The 699-nt window shown below is 59.5% G+C and carries 2 protein-coding genes; one reads left to right on the top strand and one right to left on the bottom strand.

Annotated elements, in window-relative coordinates; all coding sequences use genetic code 11:
- The first annotated feature begins 129 nt into the window (after window positions 1-129).
- The gene (locus EN906_RS36170; protein ID WP_127271940.1) at window positions 130-345 is read left to right on the top strand and encodes a hypothetical protein; all 216 of its coding nucleotides are present in this window, start codon (window positions 130-132) and stop codon (window positions 343-345) included.
- Window positions 346-390: 45 nt separating this feature from the next.
- Here EN906_RS36170 and EN906_RS36165 read toward each other — a convergent pair.
- A partial coding sequence (locus EN906_RS36165; RefSeq protein WP_127375874.1) for a DUF2267 domain-containing protein occupies window positions 391-699 on the bottom strand: 309 nt, incomplete at its 5' end.

Here is a 699-nt window from a genome sequence, read left to right as displayed (position 1 = left end):
AACCTCGTCGATCCGGACGACCGCAACATCCTTCGCGGCAAAAATCAGGAAAGCGTCCATCACAAAAATCGTCCTGACGACTAGATGAGCACCGATCCTGGAACATTTGTCATAGATTGGAGGCAGCCCATGGCACGCGGGAGCAAGAAACACATCGGAGCAGGTTCACAGGGAAAGGGTTCTGGCACAGGCGCCATGACCGTAACGCCAAAGGACAAGCTCGAAGAAAACCAGGTTCTGTCCAATCGCGACAAGGCGCAGCATTCCAAAGAACGCGGTTTGGACTCCAGGCAGATCGCGACCGAGCAGCACCAGGATCATGCCGCCAACCGTTTGCGAGACTGACGCCCTCGGGGCGCCAGCCTCGGCACGGCTGCCTGGGGAGCGTCGCTATTTGACGCCGAGACTTTCGGGCCAAAGCGCCTGGATTTCTTTCGGCAGGGCATCGCGCACCTTGGCCGATTGGCCAAGATCAATATGCCGTGCAAGAACTCGGAACACCGAGCGTGCCGCCTCCTCGGGATCGACGGGGCGGATCGATTTCAATTCCTCGCCGATGTGCTGCGAGAAGTTTTCAAGGGAGCGCGTTTTGTCCGGCTCGGCTGCGGGCCGGTAGTGGTCGTAATAAGCGCCGCGTACCAGGAGCGGCAGTTCCGCCCCAAGTTTGGCCGCAAGCCCGATCTGCAGCCTGTCCCTTAC

It is taken from the genome of Mesorhizobium sp. M7A.F.Ca.CA.004.06.1.1 (genome assembly GCF_003999135.1).
In the GTDB taxonomy this organism is placed as follows: Bacteria; Pseudomonadota; Alphaproteobacteria; order Rhizobiales; family Rhizobiaceae; genus Mesorhizobium.
Note: the sequence above shows the minus strand (reverse complement) of the source record. Positions and strands in the feature narration are given on the sequence as shown.

Coding starts and splice junctions, on each gene's coding strand:
- EN906_RS36170 (WP_127271940.1), top strand. CDS start 130: ATGGCACGCGGGAGCAAGAAACACATCGGAGCAGGTTCACAGGGAAAG.